The organism is Candidatus Zixiibacteriota bacterium (assembly GCA_035574315.1).
GTDB lineage: Bacteria > Desulfobacterota > Binatia > UBA9968 > UBA9968 > DATLYW01.
The window spans coordinates 12,105-34,967 of the sequence record DATLYW010000032.1; the positions used below are offsets into that span (position 1 = coordinate 12,105).

Below are 22,863 nucleotides of genomic sequence, written 5' to 3' on the forward strand. Positions count from 1 at the left end.
GACTCTATGGCAGTCGATGCTTCTCCCCAGCGCGACGGAGCGACGATCGCGCAGATCAACGTTACCCCGCTGGTGGACGTGATGCTGGTCTTGCTGGTCATCTTCATGGTCACCGCGCCGATCATCCAGCAGGGGGTTCAAGTGAATCTTCCCCAGGCGCGTGCCGGCGCCATCCCGGGAACCGAGGAGCATCTGGTGGTGACGGTCGCCAGAAACGGGAGAATCTACCTGAACGACAATCTCGTCTCGCCGGAGGAGCTGCGGGAAAAGCTGAGCGCGATTCGGCGGCTGCAAGCCGACAAGCAGGTCTATCTCCGCGCCGACCAGAACGTGCGCTACGGCGTGGTGATGAAGACGATCGCGGCGATCAAGCAGGCCGGCATCGAACGGCTGGGGATGGTGACTCGTCCAGATTCCGAGGAGGGTTAGGCTTCCATGGCCGGAGAGCCATCGCGGCGATTGACCAGCCTGCGGGACCGACCGGCACGCGAAAGCGAAGGCGAGGAAAGCATATCGAAATGGCTGCTGGTCTCGCTGGTGATCCACGGCGTGCTGATCGCGGCGATGTTCGTGGCGCCCTTTCTTCCTTCTTCTCCCAGAACCGCCTCGCCGCCGGTCTACACGGTCGATCTCGTCGGCGGTGAGAGGATCGGCGGGCGGAACTTCGGGACCGAGCTGCCCGATCGGACCAGGCCGCGTCCCCCAGCGAAGGCGAGCGAACGGGCCGAGGCTTCTGTCCCGGAAAAGAAAGCGGAGCCCAAAAAAGCGAAAACCGAAAAGGCGGAGAAAGCAAAGGCCGAAAAGCCGGAGAAAACCAGAGCTCCAAAGCCGGAGAGGGAAGAAGAGCGCATTGCGCTCAAGAGCGCGCCGAAAAAGGAGCCGGCGAAGCGGGAAGCGGAAACCGAAAGCGCGGCCGAAACCAAAAAAGGCCTCTCGGAAACCGCGCGGGAGAAGCTGATCCAGGCTGCGCTCGAGCGTATCCGTGAGCGGGCCGATTCCAAACAGAAAACTACCTCGAACAAGGGCGAGACGATCAGCTCAGGACCGGGGGAGGGGGAAGGAGCAGCTGCGTTGGGCCCCGGCGGGAGGGGCGGCGGAATCGCCAAGGGCATCGAGTTCATCGCCTACCAGAACAAGATGCTCAGCACGATCAAGCAGAACTGGGCCTGGGCAGGATTGAAAAACGACCTCAAGGTCGTCGTGCGTTTCAATATCAAGGAAACCGGGGAGATCTCGGGCCTGAAGATTGTCCAGGCCTCCGGCGATCCGTCGTTCGATCAGTCGGTGCTGCGCGCGGTTCGAAAGTCGAATCCGCTCCCCTCTCCGCCTGAAAGCCTGCGCAAGGATTTTTCCGACGTCGAGCTGACGTTTCGACCGAAGGATCTGGGGGGATAAGTTCGTGAAAGGGAAATCGATCGCGCTTCTCTGCGCCGCGTGGCTGATGCTTGCAACGAGGGCGGAAGCCCAGTCGACGAAGTTCGAGATCATCGGACCCGGGATTCCGAAATATCCGATTGCGATCTCTCCGCTGCGCAACATGGGGAGCGGCGATCCCGGAAAGCTATCCGAAGGAATCGCGGACACGATCGTTTACGACCTCGACCTTTCGGGCTGGTTTCGCGTCATCGATCGGGCGGCGTACATCGAGCACCCGCAGCGGAGCGGCGACACTCTCGGGACTTTCGACTTTCGGGACTGGTCGACGATCGGGGCCGAAGGGCTGGTCAAAGGCCGGTTCATGGTCCAGGGGGAGGAGCTGACGGTGGAGCTCCGCCTGTTCGACGTCACCCAGGCCAAGGAGGTGATCGGCAAGCGTTACGTCGGTCGGGCCAGGGACTACCGGCGAATCGCCCACAAGTTTGCCGACGAGATCATCCGGGTCTTCACCGGCGTGCAGGGAATCTTCAACACGCGCATCGCATACGTATCGACGAGCGGCGGACGGTTCAAGGAGATCTACGTGGCCCATCTCGACGGCAGCGAAAAGTACCAGGTCACCAACAATCGCACGATCAATCTGTCGCCCTCCTGGACGCCGGACGGCAGGGCAATCCTGTACACGTCCTTCAAGGACCGAAACCCGAGCCTCTACCTCTTCGAGCTTTTCAGCGGCAAAGACATAAAGTTCTCCTCACGAACCGGTCTGAATCTGGGGGGGAAATGGTCTCCGGACGGACAATTCGTCGCCGTGTCGCTGGAGAGGGGGGGCAATACGGATCTCTACCTTCTCGATCGTTCGGGCAACATCGTACGGCGCCTGACGGACGACCCCGGGATCGACGTTTCCCCCGCATGGTCTCCGGACGGGCGGCAACTGGTTTTCGTCTCGGACCGGAGCGGCTCTCCTCAGCTTTACATTCTGGACGTGGCCAGCGGCAGGACGCGCAGGCTCACCTATACCGGGAGTTACAACACCTCGCCGGACTGGTCTCCCAAGGGCGACAAGATCGCTTACATAAGCCGGGTAGGGGGTCGTTTTTCGATCTTCACCATCGGGGTGGACGGCGGCGAACCGACCCGACTGACGAATAATTCCGCGGATAACGAAGACCCCGCCTGGTCGCCCGACGGCAGGTTCCTGGTCTTCTCTTCCAATCGTGCCGGTCGCTACCACCTCTACGTGATGCAAGCCAACGGAGATAACCAGCGCCGATTGACAGGGTCGGGTGGAGATGATACAAAACCGAGCTGGTCCCCTCGGTTAGACTAAGTCTCTTCAATTCATGTACAGCGACCTCAATGGCTTGAATTCCCTCACAAAGGAGTAAAGGCCTTGAATACATTTAAAATGGCGTGTTATTCGGCCGTGTGGGCTTTTCTGCTGGCGTCTTCGGCCTGTGCCCCGTCATCGACCCCGAAGCCAGCGGCGCCAGCGCCTTCAGCGGGCCCTTCTGCAGGCGGGGGAGGTCAGGGTGCCGGGATGGGCCAAAAAGGCGGCAGCGAGTCCACGCTCGGCTCCGGTTCGAGCCTGGAAAGCCTCCAGCAGGGGAAATCGGCCGCTACGAGCGGACCTCTCAAGGACATCTTCTTCGATTTCGACCGGTACGACCTTCGGGCCGATGCACGCGACACGCTCAAGGCCAATGCGGAATGGCTGAAGCGCAACCAGGGGGCGCGGGTAGAGATCGAAGGGCACTGCGACGATCGGGGCACCAACGAGTACAACCTGGCGCTCGGCGCCAAGCGCGCCCAGTCGGCAAAGGACTACCTGGTGAGCCTGGGCATTGCGGCCAACCGGCTGTCGACGATCAGCTATGGGGAAGAGATCCCGGTATGCCGGGAGCAGAGCGAGGACTGCCGCCAGAGGAACCGCCGGGCGCGATTCGTGATCATCACCGCGCGGCCGGCATCATGAACCGGTGACTCGAGCCGGTCTTTTTCGCCGCATGAATTTCGGAGCTTACATCCTGCTCGGTTTGGTCGGAGCCGCGGTCTCGAGCTGCGCTATGCCTCAACAAATCGAGCTGGTCGAGAGAGAGCAACGGCGCCTGCGGGCCGATATGAGCAGCCTCAGGAGCGACCTCGAATCGGTCCGCGCGAGCCTGGCCGACACGCGCGCCACGCTCCAGGAGACGCAACGCGAAACGAGGGCGGTCCGCGAGCGAGTGGAGGAAATGCAACAGCAGGTCGGTCGGCAGCTCGGCAGGTCCACTCGAGAAGGGGATCAGCGGTTGAAGCAGCTCGAAGCCCGGCTGGCGAAGCTGGATGAAGAGCTGAAGGCGCAGGCAGCGCTCCTCAAGAGTCGCGAAGAGGAGATCAAGCGGCTCCAGGAGGCGGTACAGGCGGGGCAGGGAGGGCGCTCGGACGCGGGCGCACCCGGGGCCGTGGGGGATGGCCTCGCCGAGACGGAGGCGGTCAAGCAAGACTACGACGCCGCCTGGCGCCTGATGGAGCGTAAGGACTACCGGGCCGCCATCGCGCGGTTCAAGGAGTTTCTCAAAAAGCACCCGAAGAGCAAGCTGGCTGCAAACGCCCAATACTGGATCGGCGAGGGATACTACGCGCTTCGCGAATTTGATCAGGCGATCCTGGAATTCGACGCGGTTCGCCGGCTCTACCCGCAGGGAGACAAGGCGCCGGCGGCACTCCTGAAACAGGGGTTCGCATTCGCCGAGCTGGGAGAGAAGGTCAACGCGCGGTTGATCCTTCAGGAGGTCATCGAAAAATACCCCCAAGCTCCCGAGGCGGCACGGGCAAAGCAACGACTGAAATCTCTGGAGTCGTGATGGCCGGCCGCATTTGCCGGCTTGCCTCAGGCCCGAAATCCTTTTCCTGCTCCCGTTAAAGGCTGCCGTGGGGTAGCGCGGCCCGCCCCGCGTCGCGTAAGGATCGACGCTCCGCCGCCCGGGAGGGCTTGCGGTCTCCGGCCGTCCAGGCGACACGCCTGGCCCGGGCTTTTCGTATCATGGAGGTCATCCGTCACCTCGATAAGTTGCCGTTTCCCCGGTCGGTGGTGACCATGGGAAATTTCGACGGGATCCATCTGGGTCATCAGGCGCTGTTGCGGAATGCAGTGGCGGACGCCCGCAAGAGCGGCTGCCCGGCGGTGGTGCTGACTTTCGAGCCGCACCCGCTCAAGGTGCTGGCGCCCCACCGGGCGCCGAAACTCCTGCTCACGCACAAGGACAAGATGCGGCTGTTGCAGTCCTTCGGCGTTGACGCCGTCGTCATACAGAATTTCGACGTGGAGTTCTCGAGGATCGAGGCCGAGACCTTTGCGGCGGATTTCCTGGCCGGGCGACTGAAGGTTCAGAAGCTCTGGGTGGGACGGGACCTGAGATTCGGGCGGGGACGGAGGGGACGGGTTGATGACCTGATCCGCTGGGGGGAGCGCCTCGGTTTCGAGGTCGGAGTGGTCGAGCCCATCATGTGGAAGGGAAGCCGCATCAGCAGCTCGCGTATCCGGCGCCTGATCGAGGAAGGGGAAGTCGAAGAAGCGAAAGAAATGCTCGGCCGCTATCATTTCATCTCGGGAAGGGTGGTGGGGGGCAACCGCCGCGGCAGGGACCTGGGCTTTCCCACCGCCAACGTGGCGAGCCGTACGGAAGTGCTCCCGGCGGACGGAGTCTACGCCACCTTGATCCGGGTAGAGGAGCGGGAATGGCCAAGCGTGACCAGTATCGGCACGAACCCGACCTTCGGAGCCGGTCCGAGGACAGTGGAATGCTTTATCTTCGATTTCGACCGGGACATCTACGAAGAACCCGTAACGCTCTCGTTCGTCAAGCGTATCAGGGAAGAAAGGAAGTTTGACAACGTCGAAGACCTCATCCGCCAGATGGAAACGGACGTCGAACGCGCGCGGGCAATCCTCAATTGCATCGCGGCAGGCGATTGAGGGCGGCGAAGAAGCCGGTGCCGTCGATCGGAGCTTCGTGGAAGCCGCCGCGGCGGGGGTGCGTCTGGACGTTTTCGTTGCACGCCGGTTGGCGCAGGTCGCAGGGGACGAGGCAATCAGCCGGGCAGCGGCGCAGAAACTGATAGCGGCGGGGCTGGTGACGGTCAACGGGGCGCGGGCCAAGCCGGCAACGCGTTTGAAGCTTCATGACGTCGTGGAGATCCGCCGACCCGCAGCCCGCCCGGCGCCGGCCATCGAACCGGAGGCCATCGAGCTCGACGTTCTCTTCGAAGACGAGGATTGCATCGTGGTAAACAAGCCCGCGGGAATGCTGGTTCATCCTGCCGGGGGGCAGCGGCGAGGAACGCTGGTCAACGCGCTCCTCCACCACTGTCCCGACCTCCAGGGAATCGGCGGGGAGCGGCGGCCGGGGATCGTTCACCGGCTGGACAAGGATACGTCGGGGGTCATCGTGGTCGCGAAAAACGATCTCGCCTACACGCGCCTGGCGCGTCAGTTCAAAAGCCGCCGGGTCGCCAAGGAGTACCTCGGGCTGGTGTGGGGAAGAATGGGCTCGGCGAGCGGGGTGATCGACCGGCCCATCGGGCGGCATCGCTCGGACCGAAAGCGGATGTCGAGCCTCCACGCGCTCGCCCGCAAGCGGGAGGCGGTGACGGAATGGACGGTCGAGAGGGAGTTTGCCGTGGCCCGCGGACGAAGGGGCGACGTGTGGGTTACGCTGTTGCGCCTCAGGCCGCGAACCGGCCGCACGCACCAGCTTCGCGTGCATCTGTCCGATTGGGGCCACGCGATCGTCGGCGATCCCGTATACGGGGGCAGGCGCCGCGAGGCTACCGGAATCGCGGTCCTGGACTCGTTTCCCCGCCAGGCGCTGCATGCCGAGCGTCTTGGCTTCGAACATCCGCGGACCGGCCAGGCTGTAGAGTTCCACGCTCCCGTTCCCGAGGACATGGCCGAGCTTCTAAGAGCGCTTGAAGATCGGGCCTCCGGGCAGGTCGATGGCACGGCGTCCAAGGGGTTGACAAGAACGGCATTTTGAAATAAGCTTCATTCAGTTTCAGCGGTCTCTTTGAATCAACCCCCACTCTTGACAATAGCGCTCGGCAATCCGATCTAAAGTTGGTTTGGGCCTCCAAATTAAGCCTTTGCATCTCCATGTAAGAGCGTGTCGTCCCGGTTGCCGTGCCTGTCACGGCGTTGGAGCATGCGGCAATTCCACGACGGATCGATCGGAGTGACCCTTTTTGAGCAGCGCTTATCATTCGACGCGAACGAACCCTGACGCGCAGACGATCGTACGCCATTAAACACGTCGCTCAGGTGACGAAAGGAGAGGTATAACATATGGTCCGTGGGAGAACCCGAGTGACCGAACCCGAAGCCACGGAAGAGAGCAGCCCCAACCTCAAGGGCCTTAACCTCAAGGAGTTGAAGGAAAAGAAGATCAGCGATCTGGCGTTGATCGCGAAAAACTTCAACATCGAAGGGGCGGCCAACATGCGCAAGCAGGAGCTGATCTTTGCGATCCTGCAGGCGCAAACGGAGCAGAACGGCCACATCTACGGCGAAGGCGTCCTGGAAACACTTCCCGACGGATTCGGGTTCTTGAGGGCGCCGGACTACAACTATCTCCCGGGGCCGGACGACATATACGTGTCGCCGAGCCAGATCCGCCGCTTCAATCTGCGGACCGGTGACATCATTTCGGGGCACATCCGGCCGCCAAAGGACGGCGAGCGTTACTTCGCGCTGCTCAAGGTGGAATCGATCAACTACGAGGATCCCGAAAAAGCCCGCGAGAAGATCCTCTTCGACAACCTCACGCCCCTTTATCCCAACGAGAGGCTGAAGCTCGAGTACCAGCCGGACGACTTCACGACCCGGATCGTGGATCTGCTCACGCCCGTGGGCAAGGGGCAGCGCGGTCTGATCGTCGCTGCGCCCCGCACCGGCAAAACGATGATGCTGCAGCACATCGCCAAGGCCATCGCCCACAACCACAAAGAGGTGATCCTGATCGTGCTGCTGATCGACGAGCGGCCGGAAGAAGTCACCGACATGCAGCGCTCGGTCGACGGCGAGGTCATCAGCTCGACCTTCGACGAGCCGGCGACTCGCCACGTGCAGGTCGCGGAGATGGTGATCGAGAAGGCCAAGCGTCTGGTCGAGCACAACAAGGACGTCGTGATCCTGCTCGACAGCATCACGCGCCTCGCGCGCGCCTACAACACGGTGGTGCCGCCGAGCGGCAAGATCCTCTCCGGAGGCGTCGATTCGAACGCGCTGCACAAGCCGAAGAAATTCTTCGGGGCCGCGAGAAACATCGAGGACGGAGGCAGCCTGACCATCATCGCCACGGCTCTGATCGATACGGGCAGCCGGATGGACGAGGTGATCTTCGAGGAATTCAAGGGCACCGGCAACATGGAAGTGCACCTCGACCGCCGGCTGATGGACAAGCGCGTCTTTCCGGCGATCGACATCAACAAGTCCGGGACGCGGAAGGAAGAGCTGCTCATCGCCAAGGAAGACCTCAACCGCATCTGGATCCTGCGGAAAGTGCTGTCCCAGCTGAGCGTGGTCGAGGCGATGGAATTCCTGCTGGACAAGATGCGCGGTACCAAGAGCAACAAGGAATTCCTCGAGTCGATGAACCAGTAGAAGCCTGCTTTCCGGTCCTCTCGCCTTGCGTGCCCGACCGATCTTTGTTAAAAAACGCAAGGCTGCCGTTTCGGTCGACCGAGCCGCCACCCGGCGGCGCAGGTGCGCCCGCATGCGGCCTGTACCAGTGCCGAACATTCCACACCCTGCCCGATCTCCCATCCGAGGTGCCCATGGGGTCCGGGGGAGAGAAGACGACAGGGGAGGCTGAAACCAAAGGAGACAAGCGTTCATGGCTGAAATCTCGATGAAGCAGTTGCTGGAGGCCGGAGTGCATTTCGGCCACCAGACCAGTCGCTGGAACCCGAAGATGAAGCCGTACATCTTCGGCGCCCGCAACGGCATTCACATCATCGACCTGCAGCAGACCGTGTCGATGTTCAAGGAAGTCGAAGCTGTGGTCCGCAACCTGGCCGCGTCCGGGGGCCACATCCTGTTCGTCGGAACCAAGAAACAGGCCCAGGACGCGATCAAGGAGGAAGCCGAACGATGCGGCATGTTCTACGTCCATAACCGCTGGCTGGGCGGGACGCTCACGAACTTCACGACGATCCGGCAGAGCATCGAGCGCCTGCGCAAGCTCGAGGAGATGGAAAACGACCCGAAAATCGTGGAAGCGCTCACGAAAAAGGAGATGCTGGGCCTGAAACGCGAGCGCGAGAAGCTCGAGCAGGCCCTGGGCGGGATCAAGGGGATGAAAAAGCTTCCAGACGCGATCTTCGTCATCGACCCCAAGCAGGAGGAAATCGCCGTCCGCGAAGCGAGAAAGCTCGGCATACCCGTCATCGCCGTGATCGACACCAACTGCGATCCCGACCTGGTCGACCACAAGATTCCCGGCAACGACGACGCCATCCGCGCGATTCGCCTGTTCTGCTCGGCCATGGCGGACGCCATCATCGAAGGGAAGGCTCTCTACGAGCAGTCGCTCGCCAGAGAAGCGGCCGGCGAGGCGCCGTCCGGCGGCCCGGCGCCGGAGCCCGCTCCGGCAGAGCAGACGTCCGCGGGAGGAGCCTGATCGCGATGGAAGTGAGCGCAGCGACCGTCAAGGAGCTTCGGGAAAAAACCGGCGCCGGAATCATGGATTGCAAGAAGGCGCTGGCGGAGTCGGGGGGCGATCTCGAGAAGGCCGTCGAGTACCTCCGCCAAAAAGGCCTCGCCGCCGCGGCGAAAAAGGCCGCCAACGTCGCGGCCGACGGGGCGATCGGGGCGTACGTGCATCCGGGGGGGAAGATCGGGGTCCTGGTGGAGCTCAACTGCCAGACCGATTTCGTCGCTAGGACCGCGGAGTTTCAAAACCTCTTGAAGGACATCGCCATGCAGATCGCGGCCGCGAACCCGCGCTACATCAGGCCGGAGGACGTGCCGGCCGAGGAGGTGGAAAGCGAGCGAGCGATATATCGACGCCAGGCGCTCGAATCGGGCAAGCCGGAAAAGGTGGTCGAGAAGATCGTCGAGGGCAAGCTCGAACGTTTCTACTCCGAAGTGTGCCTCCTGGAACAAGCCTACATCAAGGATCCGGACAAGAAGGTGTCGGACGTTCTCGCCGAGGCGATCGCGCGGCTGGGAGAAAACATCCAGGTTCGCAGATTCGCGCGCTATCACCTCGGAGAGGGCTTGCAGAAGAGCTAGCGCCGCATGAACGACGGCAAGCTCAAATACCGGCGGATCATCCTGAAGGTGACCGGGGAGATCTTCGCCGGCCCGCAGGCCTTCGGCATCGACGGCAAGACCGTCAAAGCCTTCGCGCAGGAGCTCAAAGAAGTCAAAGATATGGGTTGCGAGATGGCGCTCGTCGTCGGCGGCGGCAACATCTTCCGCGGCGCGCTGGCGAGCGAGATGGGGATGGACCGCGCGAGCGCCGACACGATGGGCATGCTCGCGACCGTCATCAACAGCCTCGCTCTGCAGGACGCGCTCGAGAAGCTCGGCGTTTCCACGCGGGTGCTTTCCGCCATCGAAATGCGCCAGGTGGCCGAGCCCTACATCCGCCGCCGCGCGACGCGCCATCTGGAGAAAGGGCGGGTCGTGATTTTCGCCGGCGGGACCGGCAATCCCTACTTCACGACGGATACGACGGCGAGCCTGCGGGCGATGGAGATCGGCGCCGAGGTCATTCTCAAAGCGACGAAGGTCGAGGGCGTCTACGACGCCGATCCCTTCAAGTACAAGGGCGCCACGAAATTCCAGGAGCTGACCTATATCGAGGTGTTGAACCGCGAGCTGAAGATCATGGATTCCACGGCGATCTCGCTGTGCATGGACCACCAGCTGCCGATCATCGTTTTCAATCTGATGGAAAAGGGCAATATCAGGCGGGTCGTGTCGGGTGAACCGATAGGAACCTTGGTAAGCGCGGGGAAACGATGAATGAAGCCTTGTTCGCTGAGTTGCAGAAAGAGATGGAGCAGTCGCTCAACGCTCTGCGCAAGGAGCTGGCGCGGCTGAGAACCGGACGGGCCTCGACGGCTCTGCTGGAGGGCCTGGTCGTGGAGTACTACGGAGCGAGCACGCCGCTCAACCAGCTGGCCACGCTGAGCGCGCCCGAGCCGCGGCTGCTGGTGATCCAGCCGTTCGACCGCAGCGCCATCGGCGATATAGAAAAGGCCATCCTCAAGTCGGATCTGGGTTTGACTCCCGCCAACGACGGCAAGATCATCCGGGTGCCGATCCCGCAGCTGACGGAAGAGCGCCGCAAGGAGCTGGTGAAGCACGTCAAGAAGATCGGCGAGGAGTACCGCGTCTCGCTCCGCAACCATCGCCGGGTCGCCATCGAGCGCCTCAAGGAAAGCGAGAAGAAAAAAGAGATCACCGCCGACGAGTGCAAGCACGCGCAGGAACGGGTGCAGAAGATCACGGACGAGTTCGTCGGCCGGGTGGACAAGGTGTTGAAAGCGAAGGAAGCAGAGATCATGGAGGTGTGATCTCCGCCGCCTCCGTGCCGGCCGTTTCCGCGTTCCTGCGAAAAAGGTTCCCCGCGGCCCCTTCCGGCCTTCCGTCGATGAAGCGCAGCGTGACCCGCCAGGCCTGAGATGGACTTCGGCGCACTGGAAAAGAGCCGGTTGCCCCGGCACGTGGCCATCATCATGGATGGCAACGGCCGTTGGGCGCGCTCGCGGGGAAAGAGCCGCATCGAGGGCCACCGCAAGGGCAAGACCTCCGTGCGGGCCATCGTCGAGATGAGCCGCAAGCTCGGCATTCCCTATCTGACCCTGTTCGCCTTCTCGACCGAAAACTGGCACCGTCCCGACGACGAGGTCCATGCGTTGATGGGACTTCTCGAGCACTACCTGGTGGCCGAGCAGGACAAGATGATGCGCTACGGCATCCGGTTGCTGGCGGTCGGGGACCGCGAGCGTTTGCCGCCGGCGGTGAGGCGGACGCTGGAGGAAGTGATCGAGCTGACGCGCGACAACAGGCGCATGACCGTGGTGCTGGCGCTCAGCTACAGCGGCCGCGACGAGCTGGTGCGCATGACGCGCAAGATCGCGGAAAAGGTCCGGCGCGGGGAGTGCTCGCCCGACGACATTTCCGAGCCGTTCATCTCGGCGCACATGGATACTCCCGGCGTGCCGGATCCCGACCTCCTGATCCGCACCAGCGGCGAGATGCGGATCAGCAACTTCTACCTCTGGCAGATCGCGTACAGCGAGCTATACGTCACTCCCACGTTGTGGCCCGATTTCCGGGAGCCCCAGTACCTGGAAGCGCTCCTCGAATACCAGCGGCGTCGCAGGAGGTTCGGCCGAACCGACGAGCAGATACTCGACGGTCTTCCTTCGCCCGCGAAGGCCGGTGGAAGCAAATCTTAGAGCCAGGCTGGCGACTGCGGCGGCGGGAATCCCGCTGCTGGTCGTGCTGGTGGGGTGGGCCGGCCGGGAGGTCTTCGCCGGATTTCTGCTTCTGGTCGCTCTGCGGGCGTTGTGGGAATATTTCGGCGTCGTCTTTCCCGAAAGCAGGAAACATCGCCTTCTGGGGACCCTGTTCGGGGGCCTCTTGTCGGCCTCGGTAATATGGGGACCCGGCCGGGCGGGCGCGCCGGCCGGGTGGCTGATGCTGCTTTTCGCCGTCTATCTCTTTCTCGGCGGACCGTTGAAGGAGAGACTGGCGGGGCTGGCCTGGACGCTGCTCGGCACTCTCTACATCGGTCTCCTGGTGCCGCAATGGATCTTTCTGTTCGAGCGGGACCAAGGGCGACGCTGGGTTTTTTTCGTCTTATTTGTCATCATGTCTGGAGACACGCTGGCGTATTTCATCGGGGGTCGGTTCGGCCGCGTCAAGCTCGTCCCCGAGCTCAGTCCCGGCAAAACCGTCGAAGGGGCGCTGGCCTATGTCGCCGGGGGTGTTGCCGCGGGGGCCCTGGGCGCGCCGTTTCTGGCGCCGCAGATCGGCTGGCTCGAGGCCGTGGGACTGGCAGGCCTGCTCGGCCTGGTCGGGCAGCTCGGCGATCTGTTCGAGTCGTGGATCAAGAGGGCGTTCGCCATCAAGGATGCCGGGACGTTCCTTCCCGGCCATGGCGGAGTGCTTGACCGGATCGACAGCCTAGTCTTCGCCGCGGCCTTTACGGTTCTCTACCTGGACGCGTTTCATCGATGAGGACACTGGCTCTTCTGGGTTCGACCGGGTCGATCGGCGTGAGCGCGCTCGATCTTGTGCGCCGCTTCCCCGACCGGTTCCGGGTCTGCGGGCTCGTCGCCGGGAAGAATCTACGGCGTCTGGCGGCACAGATACGCGAGTTCTCGCCCCGTTACGTTTCGATCAGGGACGAGGAGGATGTGCCGCGGCTGAGGGCCATGATCGGCCGGCGTCGGCCCGAGATCCTGTGGGGCGAGCGAGGAGCGATCGAGGTCGCGACCGCGGCCGAGGTCGACGTGGTGCTCGCGGCGATCGTAGGGGGGGCCGGGCTGATGCCGACGCTGCAGGCGGTGCGGGCGGGGAAGGAGATCGCGCTCGCGAACAAGGAAGCGCTGGTCATGGCGGGGGAGATTTTCGTCAAGACCGCCGCCAAAAAGAAGGTGCGGCTGCTACCCGTGGACAGCGAGCACAGCGCGATCTTCCAGTGCCTCCAGGGGAACCGGCGCGAAGAGGTCGACAAGCTGATCCTCACAGCCTCGGGCGGGCCGTTCCTCAAGACGCCCCTCGGCGAGCTGCGGCGGGTCACGGTGGCGCAGGCGCTGCGTCACCCCAACTGGAAGATGGGGCGCAAGATCACCATCGATTCCGCGACCATGATGAACAAGGGGCTGGAGGTCATCGAGGCGCACTGGGAGTTCGACATGGAGCCGGCGCGGATCGACGTGGTAATCCACCCTCAGAGCGTGGTGCATTCCATGGTGCGCTACCAGGACGGCTCCGTGATCGCCCAGCTGGGAGTTCCGGACATGCGCATCCCGATCGCCTACGCGCTGGCGTACCCGCATCGGCTGCGGGGGAACTGGAAGCCGCTGGAATTGACCCGTCACGGCGAGTTAAACTTCCTGCCTGTGGAGCGGAAACGTTACCCGGCACTGGCGCTGGCGTACGAGGCGCTGCGTGAAGGGGGGACGATGCCGGCCGTCCTGAACGCCGCCAACGAAGTGGCGGTCGAGGCGTTCCTGGCGGGCCGGATCCGTTTTCTGGAGATTCACAGGATCATCGAAAGGACGATGCAGCAACACGTGCGGAGACATCCGAGAGACATTGAAGAAATCCTCGATGTCGATCGCTGGGCTCGGGAGAGAGCGGCGGCGCTGGCGCGCTAGCCTCCGCCAGAGGAGAACCGGAAATGGAAAATCTAGTCTATGCCGTCGCCGCAGCCATAGCCGGGCTCGGCGTCCTGATCGTCATCCACGAGTTCGGCCATTTTTTTCTCGCCAAAATGTGCGGCGTCGGCGTGGTGACGTTTTCGGTGGGCTTCGGTCCCAAGATCTGGAGGATCAAGCGGGGGGAGACGGAGTACGCGCTCAGCGCCTTCCCCCTCGGCGGCTACGTCAAGATGATCGGCGAGGACCCCGACGAGGAGGTCCGCGGCGCCGATCTCGAAAGGTCCTTCGCTCATAAGAGCCTTCTCAAGCGGATCGCGATCGTCGGAGCAGGGCCGGGGTTCAACCTTCTCCTGGCGGTGGTGCTGCTTTCGGTGGTTTTCCTGTTCTACGGCGTGCCGGTGGTCTCGAATCTGGTCGGTAGCGTCGAGCCCGGTTCGCCGGCGGCGCGAGCCGGAATCCTGGAGGGGGATCGCATCGTGCAGCTGAACGGCCGGCCGATCCGCGCGTGGGAGGAGCTTTCCTCCGGCATCAAACAAAGCGGCGGAAAGCCGGTCACGGTGGGAATCCAGCGAGGCGGCGAGACGCTGTCGGTGGTGATTCAGCCTGCGAAAAAGCAGGTGCGGACGATCTTCGGCGAGGTGCGCGAGGACTGGATCATCGGCATCGGCAGCCAGGCCACCCTCGAGAAAGGCAACGCCGGGCTGGCGCTGGCCCGGGGCCTGGAGCAGACCTATGAATACTCCAGGATCACGCTGGTCGGCCTTTACAAGATGGTCAAGGGGGAGGTTTCGCCGAGAAACCTGGGCGGGCCGATCCTGATCGCGCAAATGGCCGGGCAGCAGGCCCAGGAAGGGCTGTGGAGCTTTCTCCATTTTCTCGCGGTTCTCAGCATCAACCTCGGAGTGCTGAACCTTTTGCCGATCCCGGTTCTCGACGGCGGTCACCTGCTGTTTTTTCTCGTGGAGTCGGTGATCGGCCGTCCGGTCGAGCTGAAGCATCGCGAGATGGCGCAACAGGTGGGGATTTTTCTGCTCATGCTGCTGATGATCTACGCGTTTTACAACGACATCGCGAGGTTCTTCGAAAAGCAGGTCGGTGGATGAGGATCCTCGGCATCGACGCCGCGGCGTCCGCCGCGAGCGCGGCGCTGGTCGAGGACGGGCTTGTGATCGGAGAGGAGTGCTCCGAGGCGGGCCATGATCCGCGTCCGACCTCGGCGGTCCCCCGAGCCAACCACGCCGAAACGCTTCTTTCCCTGATCGAGACGGTCCTGCGCCGCTCCGGACGCGCGCTTTCGGAGGTCGACGGGGTCGCCGTTTCCATCGGGCCGGGCTCGTTCACGGGGCTCCGGGTCGCTCTGGGAACGGTCAAGGGTTTCGCGGTGGGGTGGGGTGTACCCGTAGTCGGCATCTCGACCCTGTGGGCCAACGCGGCGCGCGTACGCGGCGCGCCGGGTCTCGTTTGCTCCTGCCTCGACGCGCGGAAGAAGGAAGTGTACGCCGCGTTGTTCGCCGCGGAGAACGGCGGCGTGCGGCGGCTCACCGAGGATGCCGTTCTCTCCGTGCCCGAGATGATCGAGACGTCGGTGGCGCTCGCCGCCGGCCGGCCGCTTTGTTTTTTCGGAGACGGCGCGGTGGCGTACCGGGCGCTGATCGAGCAGGGGCTCGGCGGGGCTGCGGAGATCCGGTCCGGAGAAGGCTGCGTGACGATCGCGGCGTCCACAGCGCTCCTGGCCGAGCGGCGGCTCCGCGCCAGGCTGGCCGATCCGGTCGCTTCGCTGGTGCCGATTTACCTTCGCCGCGGACAGGGCGCGACGGAAGCCGGAAAAGGGGATAAATGCTTGAAATCAATGAATAAGACTACGTTGACAAAGCCCGGACCGTAGGCTAGATTGAGGCCGCGAAGCCACGTCAGCAAAACTTCATAATCAAGGAGGCTCCTCATGGAAAGCAGAGAAGAGCAAGCGATCGTCTCGCTTTTGGACAAGGACCCGGAGCTCAAGAAGTATTATGAAGAGCATCAAGAGCTGGAACGAAAGCTGACGGAGTACCAGAACAAGATCCATCTATCGGCGGACGAGGAAATAGAAAAGAAACGGTTGCAGAAACTCAAGCTCATCGGCAAGGACAGGATGATGGCGATTCTCGACAAATACCGGCACGCCGGTACGAGCTGACGGAGAGCATTAATGAAAAAAAGCGGAGCGGAAATCTTCGTCGAATCGCTGCGGCACGAAGGCGTGAAAACCGTCTTCGGTCTGCCCGGCGGTGTCGTGCTCAAGATCTTCGATGTGTTGTGCCAGCAGAAGGACATCGAGCTCGTTCTCACGCGCCATGAGCAGGCTGCGGCGCACATGGCCGAGGGCTACGCGAAAGCGACCGGTAAGGCCGGCGTGGTCCTGGTGACCTCGGGTCCGGGCATGACCAATATCGTAACCGGCCTGGCCGACGCGTACATGGATTCCGTTCCGCTGGTGGCCTTTACAGGCCAGGTTTCCACCAACCTGATCGGCAACGACGCGTTCCAGGAGGCCGACAACGTCGGCATCAGCCGGCCGTGCACGAAACACAACGTGCTGGTCAAGAACGTCGCCGATCTGGCGCAGACCATCAAGGAGGCTTTCTACATCGCGACGTCGGGAAGACCCGGTCCCGTCCTGGTCGACATCCCCAAGGACGTGAGCACGGACAAGGCGGAGTTCAAGTATCCCGATCGGGTGTACCTGCGCGGTTACAACCCGACGGTGACCGGAAACAAGCACCAGATCCGCCAGGCCGCCGAAGCGATCATGAAGGCGAAGAAGCCCGTGATCTACGTGGGCGGGGGAGCGATCTTCGCCAACGCCGCCGACGAGGTGCGCGAGCTGGCCGAGATCACGCAGATTCCCGTGACGATGACGCTGATGGGACTGGGGAGCTTTCCCGGCACCCATCCGCTTTCTCTCGGGATGTTGGGGATGCACGGCGGCTACTGGACCAACATGGCGATGCACCATGCGGACCTGTTGATCGCCGTCGGCGCGCGCTTCGACGATCGCGTGACCGGAAAGCTCTCCGAGTTCTGCCCGGAAGCGCGGGTCGTTCACATCGACATCGATCCGACATCGATCAAGAAGACGGTTCACGCCCACATTCCGATCGTCGGAGACGTCAAGGCGGTGCTGCACCAGCTCAACGTGATGTTGCGCTCGATGGACGGGAACCCCGCGGAGGTGAAGTCGCAGCGGGCGGCGTGGCTCAAACAGGTGGAGCAGTGGAGGAACGAGCACCCGCTGACCTACCGGCAGGACGATCGCGTGACCAAGCCGCAGTTCGTCATCGAAAAGCTCTACCAGCTGACGCGCCACGAGGCGATCGTCGCGACCGACGTGGGACAGCACCAGATGTGGGCGGCTCAGTACTTCAAAGGCTCCAAGCCGCGCACCTGGCTGACCTCCGGAGGGCTCGGGACGATGGGGTTCGGATTTCCGGCGGCGATCGGGGCCCAGAAGGCCTATCCGGAAAAGCTCGTTCTCTGCATCACCAGCGAAGGCAGCTTTCAGATGAACCTCCAGGAACTGGCGACGGTCGCCGAGCACAAGCTGCCGGTCAAGGTGGCGCTGCTGAACAACGGCTTCCACGGCATGGTCCGTCAGTGGCAGGATCTGTTCTATGAGGGGCGCTACTCGGCGAGCTATCTCGGCAAGATCCCGGATTTCGTCAAGCTTGCGGAAGCCTACGGCATTCTCGGCTTGCGCGCGGTCAAGCCGGACGAGGTCGAGCCGGTGATCAAGGAGGCGCTGAAGCACAAGGGTCCGGTGCTCATGGACATCCACACCGATCCGTACGAAAACTGTTACCCCATGATTCCGGCCGGGGGAGCGCACCACGAAATGATGCTCGAAGACCCGCCCGAGCTGGTCAACGCCAGGAAGGGCGGAGCACACAAAAGAAAGGTGGACGAGGGAGAGGGTGTCCTTCCCGCCTAGCGAATGGAACATATCATATCTGTCCTGGTCGAAAACAAGTTCGGGGTCCTCGCCAGGGTCGCGGGGCTGTTCAGCGCCCGCGGCTACAACATCGAGAGCCTCTCGGTGGCGCCGACGCTCGATCCCACGACGTCGATGATCACGATCGTTACGGTCGGTGATGATCGGGTGATCGAGCAGATCATGAAGCAGCTCAACAAGGTGGTCGAGGTTCTAAAGGTGGTGGACCTCACGGAAACCCACTATCTGGACCGGGAAACCGCTTTGATCAAGGTCCACACCAAACCGGAGCATCGCGACGAGGCGATCCGGATTGCGGACATCTTCCGGGCGAAGATCGTGGATTCGTCGCCGACGACCTACACGATCGAGATCACGGGCGACGTGGACAAGGTCGAAGCGCTGATCAATCTCTTGAAGCCCCTCGGGATCAAGGAGCTGATTCGAACCGGACGCATCGCGATCGCGCGCGAGACGACGCGGACCGCGTCCCCGAGGCGGGAACCAGCTCTCCTGAAAACCTAGCGCGACAGGATCGGCGGGAGGCCGCGCCCTTTCAGGAGGTGCCCTCCCTCTTTACGTCGTGACGCAACGGGAGAACCCGGCCTTCTTTTTTCATCGAGACGTGGCCTTCGAGCACGGCACCGTCGCCGATAATCAGGCTTTGCGTATTCACGTCGCCCACGACCGAGCCAGGCGGCTGGATTTCCAGCTTCTTTTCGGCCACGATGTCCGCCAGCACCTTGCCCTGTACCAGGACGGAGGCGGCGCTGATCTTTCCTTTCACCGTCGCTTGCTGGCCGACGTTGACGTTGGCTTGAGCGACGATCTCCCCCTCCACCTCGCCCTCGATGGTGGCCGGGCCGTCGAAAAAAAGCTTTCCGTTGACTTTGGTTCCCGGGCCCAGAAAGGCGCCGAGGTCGGCGGGCCTCAGTGGTTCGGCCATAGCGTCTCCTTTTGGATGGACTCAGGCACGAACTATAGAGCAGAAAGGTAAAATTGTCCACAATTTTGTTGCGCCGCAAGGCCTTCGCGAGTCGCGGAAACGGAGGAGGTAAGCGCCGACGTCGACTGCGGCAGCGGGCCCGCGCAGCGTCATTGTGGAAAACGCAGGGCTGCTGTGCTAGCTTAAAAAAACTTTTTCTGGCAATTTGTGTCGGGGACCCGGCAGCGCGGTGCACGGAGAGATGGCCGAGTGGTCTAAGGCGCACGCCTGCTAAGCGTGTGTACCCCAAAAGGGTACCGAGGGTTCAAATCCCTCTCTCTCCGCCAATCATCATCAAGCGCCCGTAGCTCAATTGGACAGAGCACCAGACTACGGATCTGGGGGTTGGGGGTTCAAATCCCTCCGGGCGCGCCACTTTCCGGAAGACGGCTTTGAACCCACCGTATCGAGGCCAGGCGACTGAGAGAGAGCGGCGGCCGGCCGTCTCCGGGCTCGTCGCTGCTGTTATCTTTTTCCTGGCGGGCTGTGGAGCAGGCGGTTCCCCTGCCCAGGGGAGACGCGGCCAGGAAGAGCCGACGCGGGGGTTCTTCCAGACGTTGGCGGACCACTGGAGCGCCAGGGAGTGCAATGCAGGGCGGATGATCTGCCCCTACGGGCTCGGCCCCGCGGGAGAGCCTTGCGAGTGCATTGATCCGTCGGGAATTGTCCTCAAGGGCCGGACGATCAAGTAAACGATTCTGTTTTTTCCCCTCTGCGTCAATTCAGCCTTTCAGGCCAATTTTGCCGCAAACGGTACGGTTTTGTACGGAAAGAGGTGGTCGTCGTTTCGACGGCCGGGCTCCGCTGGCGCCAGGCTGCCGGTCCTGTCGTCTTTTTCCGGGAAGGGCACGCCCGTTGCGTGGAAAATACGGCGGGTGCGCCGGGATGACCAAGAAATCAATCCTGATCGTGGACAACAAGCCGCGCGAGAGCGCCTATCTCCAGAAGCAACTGGAGATCGCCGGCTTCGATACGTTTGTGGCGAGGACAGGTGAGGGCGCCATCCAGGCGCTCCAGGAAAAGACCCCTCACCTGGTCTTGCTGGACGCCGGTCTGTCGGATATGGACGGGCTCGAAGTGGTCAGCTTTATCCGCAACGACCCGAAGACCTATCGCATACCTGTCGTGGCGATGAGCGCCCTGCCGCACGTCAAGGACAGGTCGATCGAAGCCGGCTGCGACGATTTTCTCTCCAAGCCGGTCCGGGCTCTCGACGTGATCACCAGGCTCAGGCGGCTTACCCGAACCTGAACAAGGGACGTAAAGTCGTTCAGTGGTGGAGCGGCGTGTTCAGCCGGCTGCTCAGCCACTGGTCGAGCACCGCCCGCTTGAACCGCCATTGAGAGCCGACCTTGTAGGCGGGCAGCTTTTTCTGGGATACCAGCCGGTAAACGGTATAGGGATTGACGCGCAGATAGCGCGCCACTTCCTTGGTGGTGAGAAACGTCCGCTGCTGCCGCATGCTACGGGCCAACCGAAAAAAGCCTCTTCGAACCCCGGGCCCGCGCCCAACCCCGTTTTTTCAACTTCCGACGCCCGGCACAGGTTCTACCTGTGACTGCGAAAAAGCGTAGCATACTAGGCCCAAAATTTCGACCTTGTCAAGGGCGCATTTGACCCCTCCCGGACCGCTTCCGCCGGGGGGTCCTCAGAGACTTGACGTCGAAAGTGCCCCGGTGCAAGAATGGCCTCGCATTAACGGGAGGCCCAGCCCGGGTTTTGCGGGTAGCGCCTTCCGCGTAAAGACGATCCGCGGGAGCCCAAGGAGGTCCGTCGTGTCGATCGTAACGATTTCCCATGCGGCTTACAGCGGCGGCGGAGCGATTGCCGAGAAGGTTGCCGCCGCCCTCAACTATCGTTCCATCGACCGCGAGGTCCTGCTGGAGGCCCATCGGCGTTACGGGATACCGGAGGCCAAGTACACTGAGGTCCTGGAGACCGAGGGGCGCTGGTGGGAGCGCTGGGTCGAGAGTCTGAGGCTCTATCGAATCACGCTCCAGGCGGCAATGTGCGAGGTGGCTCAAGGGGGAAATCTCGTTTATCACGGACGGGCGGGGCAGGAGTTCTTCCCGGGAATCAGCCACGTGCTGAGAGTGCTGGTTCTGGCTCCTCTGGAGTACAGGATCGAGCAGGTGAGGGCGCAGAAGGGGATGACCGCGGACGACGCGCGTCACTTTTTGAAGGAGCTCGACCGCGTGCGAAGTCGCCGGCTGCGGGCGCTGTTCAACATCGACTGGCAGGATCCGTTGACCTACGATCTGGTGTTGAACACGGCCCGCGTGAGCATCGACAGCGCCGCGCAGGTCATCGCGGACATGGTCCGCAGACCCGAGTTCCAGCCGACGCCGCAATCCGAAAAGGCGTTCCAGGACCTGACGACGACCGCACGCGTTCAAGCGGCTCTGATCACATCGCCCAAGACCCGCAACGTGATCCTGAATGTCCGGAGCGACGGCGGCGAGGTCTACATCTCCGGGATTCTCGCGGACCCGGAGCTGGAGAAGGAGATTACGCAGATCGCCAAAAGCGTGCCGGGGGTGAGCCGTGTCGTCACCGACATCGAGCCGCCGCCCATCGAGTACATGCATCCCTGATATCGGCTTCCTGCTTCCCGCGACAGCCCCCCGATTTCATTCGCGATCGTTTCGTGCTAGATTTTTTTCCCCGATGAGCCCGGCACACGAACGCGAAGCGCTCGACGCGCGCTGGATGCGTGCGGCCCTGGAAGAAGCCGAGAAAGCCGCCGCCGAAGATGAGGTTCCCGTAGGAGCCATCGTCGTTCGCGGCGGCGCCGTCGTCGCCCGGGGCCACAATCGGCGGGAATCGCTGCAGAGCCCGCTGGCTCACGCGGAGCTGGCCGCGATCGGCGAGGCGGCGGGCGCGCTCGGAACATGGCGCCTGAACGAGTGCGAGCTCTACGTGACGCTGGAACCGTGCATCATGTGCGTCGGAGCGATCCTGCAGGCGCGGATCGCCAGACTCGTTTTCGGCTGTCTGGACCCGAAGGGAGGGGCCGTACGGTCGCTTTACCGTCTGTGCGAAGACGGGAGGCTCAATCATCGACTTCCCGTGACCGCAGGGGTGCTCGCGGGCGAATGCGCGGCTCTGCTTGCCGGCTTTTTTTCCAGCCTGAGGGAACGAAAGCAATCCACCCGACATGCGGAGAGGTGGCCGAGCCCGGCTGAAGGCGCTTGACTCGAAATCAAGTGTGCCCGGAAGGGCACCGGGGGTTCAAATCCCTCCCTCTCCGCCATACCTCACGGCTCGCTGAGCCGAGGACCAAAGACCGAAGACCGAAGACCGAGGACCGGGAAGGACGTTTCCCGCCAAGACGCAAAGCCCGCCAAGGTAAAAACCCGTCTTGGTCGCGCCCTGTGTCGCGCTCGTCCCGGTCCTCCGTTTCCGGTCTCCGGTCTGCCCTTCGCACCTCGAACTTCGAACCTCGAACTGTTTTTACATCCATTAACCCCCTAAGATTTCCCGTCCAAACACCTTAGGACGGTTCAAGAGTTGTTGGGGGATACGTTTCGAACCGGGGAGGTGGAGGGGTCCAAAGCCCGGTCGATGGACTCGTATTTGACCCGGGCGGTCCGTTGCCTGGAGCAGGACAGGCTGACGTACGTGCAGCGTTTGTCGGGTGTGGTTTCATAAAAATTTCTTGCTAACTACCCGAGAAGGTTATAGATTCAGCCCCAGGTTTAAAAACGGCTGCCCGGGATAGGCTGACCAGCTTACATAATTAGTTAGGCCTCAGGGTCACATGGACCACCACATCAGTCCTAATTTCTCCGCGAAGAAACTGGAAAATGCTCCCCCGCCCCAGGATTTCTTTGGACACCTGATTGGGAGAAATGTTAGGGAGAAAAACCCAGGAGGTGTCGATGTCGAAAAGACAAGTGCAACGAGGTCGATTTTCTGCTCGCTGGAAGTTGGAAGCTGTGCGTCGGTTGCTGCGGGGTGAGGATCTCGATGGGCTGTCCCGAGAGCTGGGGATAACGGCGGCTAGCCTTTCGGAGTGGCGGCAGAGATTTCTTTCAGCGGGCTCTGCGGGTTTAAAGATCCGGGAGAGGGATGCTCGGGACGATGAGATCAGTCGGCTTAAGGGTCTGATTGGTGAGATCACGATGCGCAACGAGCTTTTGCGGGA

General features: G+C 62.5%; 26 protein-coding genes and 3 tRNA genes. 27 read left to right on the forward strand and 2 right to left on the reverse strand.

Annotated features, from left to right (window positions below; translation table 11 throughout):
- The first annotated feature begins 6 nt into the window (after positions 1-6).
- The 20 genes from tolR to ilvN all read left to right on the forward strand — a co-directional run bounded on the left by tolR (position 7) and on the right by ilvN (position 18,256).
- Positions 7-429: a protein TolR gene (gene tolR, locus VNN77_11085; protein HXG51938.1), complete on the forward strand. Its 423-nt coding sequence runs from the start codon at positions 7-9 to the stop codon at positions 427-429.
- Positions 430-435: 6 nt separating this feature from the next.
- The gene (tolA, locus tag VNN77_11090; GenBank protein ID HXG51939.1) at positions 436-1,395 is read left to right on the forward strand and encodes a cell envelope integrity protein TolA; all 960 of its coding nucleotides are present in this window, start codon (positions 436-438) and stop codon (positions 1,393-1,395) included.
- A 4-nt stretch (positions 1,396-1,399) separates the two neighbouring features.
- Positions 1,400-2,710, forward strand: a complete 1,311-nt coding sequence (gene tolB / locus VNN77_11095; GenBank protein HXG51940.1) for a Tol-Pal system beta propeller repeat protein TolB — start codon at positions 1,400-1,402, stop codon at positions 2,708-2,710.
- A 210-nt stretch (positions 2,711-2,920) separates the two neighbouring features.
- On the forward strand, positions 2,921-3,355 hold the full coding sequence (pal, locus tag VNN77_11100; GenBank protein ID HXG51941.1) for a peptidoglycan-associated lipoprotein Pal: 435 nt from the start codon (positions 2,921-2,923) through the stop codon (positions 3,353-3,355).
- A gap of 91 nt (positions 3,356-3,446) precedes the next feature.
- Entirely contained in the window at positions 3,447-4,226 is a 780-nt protein-coding gene (gene ybgF, locus VNN77_11105; GenBank protein HXG51942.1) for a tol-pal system protein YbgF, read from the forward strand.
- Between the two features lie 179 nt (positions 4,227-4,405).
- Positions 4,406-5,338 (forward strand): bifunctional riboflavin kinase/FAD synthetase, encoded by a 933-nt coding sequence (locus VNN77_11110; protein HXG51943.1) that lies wholly within the window; start codon positions 4,406-4,408, stop codon positions 5,336-5,338.
- Positions 5,339-5,375: 37 nt separating this feature from the next.
- Positions 5,376-6,398, forward strand: coding sequence for an RluA family pseudouridine synthase (locus tag VNN77_11115; protein HXG51944.1), 1,023 nt, complete (start codon positions 5,376-5,378; stop codon positions 6,396-6,398).
- A gap of 326 nt (positions 6,399-6,724) precedes the next feature.
- Positions 6,725-8,020, forward strand: coding sequence for a transcription termination factor Rho (gene rho, locus VNN77_11120; GenBank protein ID HXG51945.1), 1,296 nt, complete (start codon positions 6,725-6,727; stop codon positions 8,018-8,020).
- A gap of 232 nt (positions 8,021-8,252) precedes the next feature.
- The gene (rpsB, locus tag VNN77_11125) at positions 8,253-9,038 is read left to right on the forward strand and encodes a 30S ribosomal protein S2 (GenBank protein ID HXG51946.1); all 786 of its coding nucleotides are present in this window, start codon (positions 8,253-8,255) and stop codon (positions 9,036-9,038) included.
- 5 nt (positions 9,039-9,043) lie between these two features.
- The gene (gene tsf, locus VNN77_11130; protein ID HXG51947.1) at positions 9,044-9,652 is read left to right on the forward strand and encodes a translation elongation factor Ts; all 609 of its coding nucleotides are present in this window, start codon (positions 9,044-9,046) and stop codon (positions 9,650-9,652) included.
- A 6-nt stretch (positions 9,653-9,658) separates the two neighbouring features.
- Positions 9,659-10,390, forward strand: a complete 732-nt coding sequence (gene pyrH / locus VNN77_11135) for a UMP kinase (GenBank protein HXG51948.1) — start codon at positions 9,659-9,661, stop codon at positions 10,388-10,390.
- Complete coding sequence (frr, locus tag VNN77_11140) at positions 10,387-10,944, forward strand: ribosome recycling factor (GenBank protein HXG51949.1); 558 nt, start codon at positions 10,387-10,389, stop codon at positions 10,942-10,944. Before pyrH ends, frr begins: the two co-directional genes overlap by 4 nt.
- A 108-nt stretch (positions 10,945-11,052) precedes the next feature.
- Positions 11,053-11,832, forward strand: coding sequence for a polyprenyl diphosphate synthase (uppS, locus tag VNN77_11145; protein HXG51950.1), 780 nt, complete (start codon positions 11,053-11,055; stop codon positions 11,830-11,832).
- A complete protein-coding gene (locus VNN77_11150) occupies positions 11,816-12,616 on the forward strand; it encodes a phosphatidate cytidylyltransferase (protein ID HXG51951.1) in 801 nt (266 codons plus the stop codon). Before uppS ends, VNN77_11150 begins: the two co-directional genes overlap by 17 nt.
- Positions 12,613-13,761 carry a 1-deoxy-D-xylulose-5-phosphate reductoisomerase gene (gene dxr / locus VNN77_11155; protein ID HXG51952.1) on the forward strand — a complete coding sequence of 383 codons (1,149 nt, stop codon included), beginning with the start codon at positions 12,613-12,615 and terminating at the stop codon, positions 13,759-13,761. The genes VNN77_11150 and dxr overlap by 4 nt, the downstream gene beginning before the upstream one ends.
- A 23-nt stretch (positions 13,762-13,784) precedes the next feature.
- The gene (gene rseP, locus VNN77_11160) at positions 13,785-14,867 is read left to right on the forward strand and encodes an RIP metalloprotease RseP (GenBank protein HXG51953.1); all 1,083 of its coding nucleotides are present in this window, start codon (positions 13,785-13,787) and stop codon (positions 14,865-14,867) included.
- Positions 14,864-15,649, forward strand: coding sequence for a tRNA (adenosine(37)-N6)-threonylcarbamoyltransferase complex dimerization subunit type 1 TsaB (gene tsaB / locus VNN77_11165; protein ID HXG51954.1), 786 nt, complete (start codon positions 14,864-14,866; stop codon positions 15,647-15,649). The genes rseP and tsaB overlap by 4 nt, the downstream gene beginning before the upstream one ends.
- A gap of 57 nt (positions 15,650-15,706) precedes the next feature.
- Positions 15,707-15,940: a DUF465 domain-containing protein gene (locus tag VNN77_11170; GenBank protein HXG51955.1), complete on the forward strand. Its 234-nt coding sequence runs from the start codon at positions 15,707-15,709 to the stop codon at positions 15,938-15,940.
- Between the two features lie 12 nt (positions 15,941-15,952).
- A complete protein-coding gene (ilvB, locus tag VNN77_11175) occupies positions 15,953-17,731 on the forward strand; it encodes a biosynthetic-type acetolactate synthase large subunit (protein HXG51956.1) in 1,779 nt (592 codons plus the stop codon).
- Between the two features lie 3 nt (positions 17,732-17,734).
- Positions 17,735-18,256, forward strand: coding sequence for an acetolactate synthase small subunit (gene ilvN, locus VNN77_11180; GenBank protein ID HXG51957.1), 522 nt, complete (start codon positions 17,735-17,737; stop codon positions 18,254-18,256).
- 31 nt (positions 18,257-18,287) lie between these two features.
- On the opposite strand, the gene VNN77_11185 is transcribed toward ilvN, so the two are convergent.
- Positions 18,288-18,677, reverse strand: a complete 390-nt coding sequence (locus tag VNN77_11185; GenBank protein HXG51958.1) for a polymer-forming cytoskeletal protein — start codon at positions 18,675-18,677, stop codon at positions 18,288-18,290.
- A gap of 235 nt (positions 18,678-18,912) precedes the next feature.
- Between VNN77_11185 and VNN77_11190 the strand changes: the two genes are divergently transcribed.
- The 3 genes from VNN77_11190 to VNN77_11200 all read left to right on the forward strand — a co-directional run bounded on the left by VNN77_11190 (position 18,913) and on the right by VNN77_11200 (position 19,967).
- Positions 18,913-19,003: transfer RNA gene (locus VNN77_11190), tRNA-Ser, on the forward strand.
- Positions 19,004-19,014: 11 nt separating this feature from the next.
- Positions 19,015-19,091 (forward strand) — tRNA-Arg (locus tag VNN77_11195).
- 510 nt (positions 19,092-19,601) lie between these two features.
- A complete protein-coding gene (locus VNN77_11200; protein ID HXG51959.1) occupies positions 19,602-19,967 on the forward strand; it encodes a response regulator in 366 nt (121 codons plus the stop codon).
- Positions 19,968-19,986: 19 nt separating this feature from the next.
- Here VNN77_11200 and VNN77_11205 read toward each other — a convergent pair whose 3' ends face one another.
- Positions 19,987-20,190, reverse strand: a complete 204-nt coding sequence (locus VNN77_11205; GenBank protein ID HXG51960.1) for a helix-turn-helix domain-containing protein — start codon at positions 20,188-20,190, stop codon at positions 19,987-19,989.
- Positions 20,191-20,491: 301 nt separating this feature from the next.
- On the opposite strand from VNN77_11205, the gene VNN77_11210 reads away from it, so the two are divergent.
- The 4 genes from VNN77_11210 to VNN77_11225 form a co-directional block, all read left to right on the forward strand.
- Positions 20,492-21,310 carry a cytidylate kinase family protein gene (locus VNN77_11210; protein HXG51961.1) on the forward strand — a complete coding sequence of 273 codons (819 nt, stop codon included), beginning with the start codon at positions 20,492-20,494 and terminating at the stop codon, positions 21,308-21,310.
- 73 nt (positions 21,311-21,383) lie between these two features.
- Positions 21,384-21,911, forward strand: coding sequence for a tRNA adenosine(34) deaminase TadA (gene tadA, locus VNN77_11215; GenBank protein HXG51962.1), 528 nt, complete (start codon positions 21,384-21,386; stop codon positions 21,909-21,911).
- Positions 21,878-21,969 (forward strand) — tRNA-Ser (locus VNN77_11220). The genes tadA and VNN77_11220 overlap by 34 nt, the downstream gene beginning before the upstream one ends.
- Before the next feature lie 628 nt (positions 21,970-22,597).
- Positions 22,598-22,863, forward strand: a 266-nt coding sequence (locus VNN77_11225) for a transposase (protein HXG51963.1), incomplete at its 3' end; no start/stop codon positions are given.

Excerpts from the sequence above, each read along its gene's own strand:
- tolR (HXG51938.1), top strand. The coding sequence starts at position 7 with ATGGCAGTCGATGCTTCTCCCCAGCGCGACGGAGCGACGATCGCGCAG.
- tolA (HXG51939.1), top strand. The coding sequence starts at position 436 with ATGGCCGGAGAGCCATCGCGGCGATTGACCAGCCTGCGGGACCGACCG.
- pal (HXG51941.1), top strand. The coding sequence starts at position 2,921 with ATGGGCCAAAAAGGCGGCAGCGAGTCCACGCTCGGCTCCGGTTCGAGC.
- ybgF (HXG51942.1), top strand. The coding sequence starts at position 3,447 with ATGCCTCAACAAATCGAGCTGGTCGAGAGAGAGCAACGGCGCCTGCGG.
- VNN77_11110 (HXG51943.1), top strand. The coding sequence starts at position 4,406 with ATGGAGGTCATCCGTCACCTCGATAAGTTGCCGTTTCCCCGGTCGGTG.
- rpsB (HXG51946.1), top strand. The coding sequence starts at position 8,253 with ATGGCTGAAATCTCGATGAAGCAGTTGCTGGAGGCCGGAGTGCATTTC.
- tsf (HXG51947.1), top strand. The coding sequence starts at position 9,044 with ATGGAAGTGAGCGCAGCGACCGTCAAGGAGCTTCGGGAAAAAACCGGC.
- pyrH (HXG51948.1), top strand. The coding sequence starts at position 9,659 with ATGAACGACGGCAAGCTCAAATACCGGCGGATCATCCTGAAGGTGACC.
- frr (HXG51949.1), top strand. The coding sequence starts at position 10,387 with ATGAATGAAGCCTTGTTCGCTGAGTTGCAGAAAGAGATGGAGCAGTCG.
- uppS (HXG51950.1), top strand. The coding sequence starts at position 11,053 with ATGGACTTCGGCGCACTGGAAAAGAGCCGGTTGCCCCGGCACGTGGCC.
- dxr (HXG51952.1), top strand. The coding sequence starts at position 12,613 with ATGAGGACACTGGCTCTTCTGGGTTCGACCGGGTCGATCGGCGTGAGC.
- rseP (HXG51953.1), top strand. The coding sequence starts at position 13,785 with ATGGAAAATCTAGTCTATGCCGTCGCCGCAGCCATAGCCGGGCTCGGC.
- tsaB (HXG51954.1), top strand. The coding sequence starts at position 14,864 with ATGAGGATCCTCGGCATCGACGCCGCGGCGTCCGCCGCGAGCGCGGCG.
- VNN77_11170 (HXG51955.1), top strand. The coding sequence starts at position 15,707 with ATGGAAAGCAGAGAAGAGCAAGCGATCGTCTCGCTTTTGGACAAGGAC.
- ilvB (HXG51956.1), top strand. The coding sequence starts at position 15,953 with ATGAAAAAAAGCGGAGCGGAAATCTTCGTCGAATCGCTGCGGCACGAA.
- ilvN (HXG51957.1), top strand. The coding sequence starts at position 17,735 with ATGGAACATATCATATCTGTCCTGGTCGAAAACAAGTTCGGGGTCCTC.
- VNN77_11185 (HXG51958.1), bottom strand. The coding sequence starts at position 18,677 with ATGGCCGAACCACTGAGGCCCGCCGACCTCGGCGCCTTTCTGGGCCCG.
- VNN77_11200 (HXG51959.1), top strand. The coding sequence starts at position 19,602 with ATGACCAAGAAATCAATCCTGATCGTGGACAACAAGCCGCGCGAGAGC.
- tadA (HXG51962.1), top strand. The coding sequence starts at position 21,384 with ATGAGCCCGGCACACGAACGCGAAGCGCTCGACGCGCGCTGGATGCGT.